The organism is Mesorhizobium sp. ORS 3428 (assembly GCF_001854785.1).
Lineage (GTDB): Bacteria > Pseudomonadota > Alphaproteobacteria > Rhizobiales > Rhizobiaceae > Mesorhizobium.
This window is the reverse complement of the sequence record NZ_MDFL01000085.1, coordinates 1-1,510: the sequence shown is the minus strand read 5'-3', so window position 1 is coordinate 1,510 and position 1,510 is coordinate 1. Positions and strand designations below refer to the sequence as shown.

Genomic DNA, 1,510 nt, shown 5'->3' with positions numbered 1-1,510 from the left:
CCTGTCGGGCCCTTCACAAGAGGTGCGCGATGACCCGCGCCTGTTAGCGTATTTGGCGCCTTAGACCGATACCTCAACGCCGATCGTAGAGGCAGCCATCCCGACGAACATTCCAGTGGATTAGCGGAGTGCCACAGCAATGCCAGGATCAATCCGGGAATTTGTCGAGACGTCCGACGTGGTCGACGTCCATGAGCATCATATGCCTGAGATCACACTTGCCAGCGATGTCAATCTGCTGAGGTTGTTTCGACAGAGCTATGCGGCCTGGACGACGGATGTGCTCCCCTCGGATCCGAAGGCCACCGGGGACATCGTATCGAGCAACGTCGAGCCCACCAGCTGGGAAGCTCTATCGCCTTACCTGGAAAGAAGCTACTCAAACGCATTCGTGCGCAACTTGGTCCGCGGTATTTCACACCTTTGCCAAGCCGGCGAGGACGGCATCACGCGAGAGAATTGGGAAGCGGTAGATGCCGCGGTCCAAGCTCACCACAAAAACGTGCATTGGCCCAGGGAAGTGGTTAGACGGGCCGGTATAAAGAGAATCGTGACCGACTCCTTCCTGGACCCGGTTTCGGATTTGCGTCCTCAACTGGGTGATCGTTACGACGCGGTACTCCGCTTCAATGCGTTCGCTTTTGGATGGCATCCGCTATCGCTCGATCACAACGGAAATTCCGCTCATTCAATGCTCGCGCGGCTCGGCATGGAAGTGAGGACCTTTGACGATTATTGCGAGGCCATCCGCGAGCTCGTCGCCGGCTGCCGTGGACGAAATCAAGTCGCACTCAAAAACGCACTCGCCTACGACCGGGACGTAAACTTCGACGAGCCAAATGAGGGGCTTGCTCGCCAGGCCTGGGGGCAGCTCTCGCCCTCTGCTGCCCAGCGCAATGCGTTTGGCGATTTCGTGGTGGACTTGTTCTGCCGACTCGCAGGTGAGATGGATTTGCCAGTCCAGACCCACTTGGGCACTGCGATCTTAAAGGGCTCGCACCCGTTGCGGATGGCTGGGCTGATTGAGCGTCATCCTCGCACGCGATTCCTGCTTATGCACTTGGCATATCCGTGGAGTCGCGATTTGCTGGGCATGGCGTTCGTTTACCGCAACGTGTGGCTCGATTTGTGCTGGTCTTTTCTGTTGAGCCCGTCCTATTTCAAGCTGGCATTCCACGAAGCGATCGAAGTCTTGCCTGATCACTCGCGAATGATGATCGGGGGCGACTGCGTGCATGTCGAGGAATCGTACGCGGCAATAGAGAGTGCGCGGCACCTGATCGGCGATGTGCTGGAGGAAAAGGTTGCGGATGGTTATTTCCATTCGCGCCATGCAGAGCGCTTGGCTACACGGGTGCTCTCCGAAAATGCGACAGAATTTTTCGGATTAACTTCATAGGCAAGAGGGCTGGAGCGGCGCTCCAATCCAAGCTCACGCGATGCCAGGTCGTTCAGAGTTCGCATCGCTCTCGACCCTCAACTTTGCAGACCCGAGGTTGCACATGGACAC

At 57.2% G+C, this 1,510-nt stretch carries 1 protein-coding gene; it reads left to right on the top strand.

Annotation, left to right across the window (positions count from 1 at the left end; translation table 11 throughout):
* Positions 1-139 precede the first annotated feature (139 nt).
* Positions 140-1,399, top strand: a complete 1,260-nt coding sequence (locus ORS3428_RS08500; protein ID WP_071096390.1) for an amidohydrolase family protein — start codon at positions 140-142, stop codon at positions 1,397-1,399.
* The last annotated feature ends 111 nt before the right edge of the window (positions 1,400-1,510 follow it).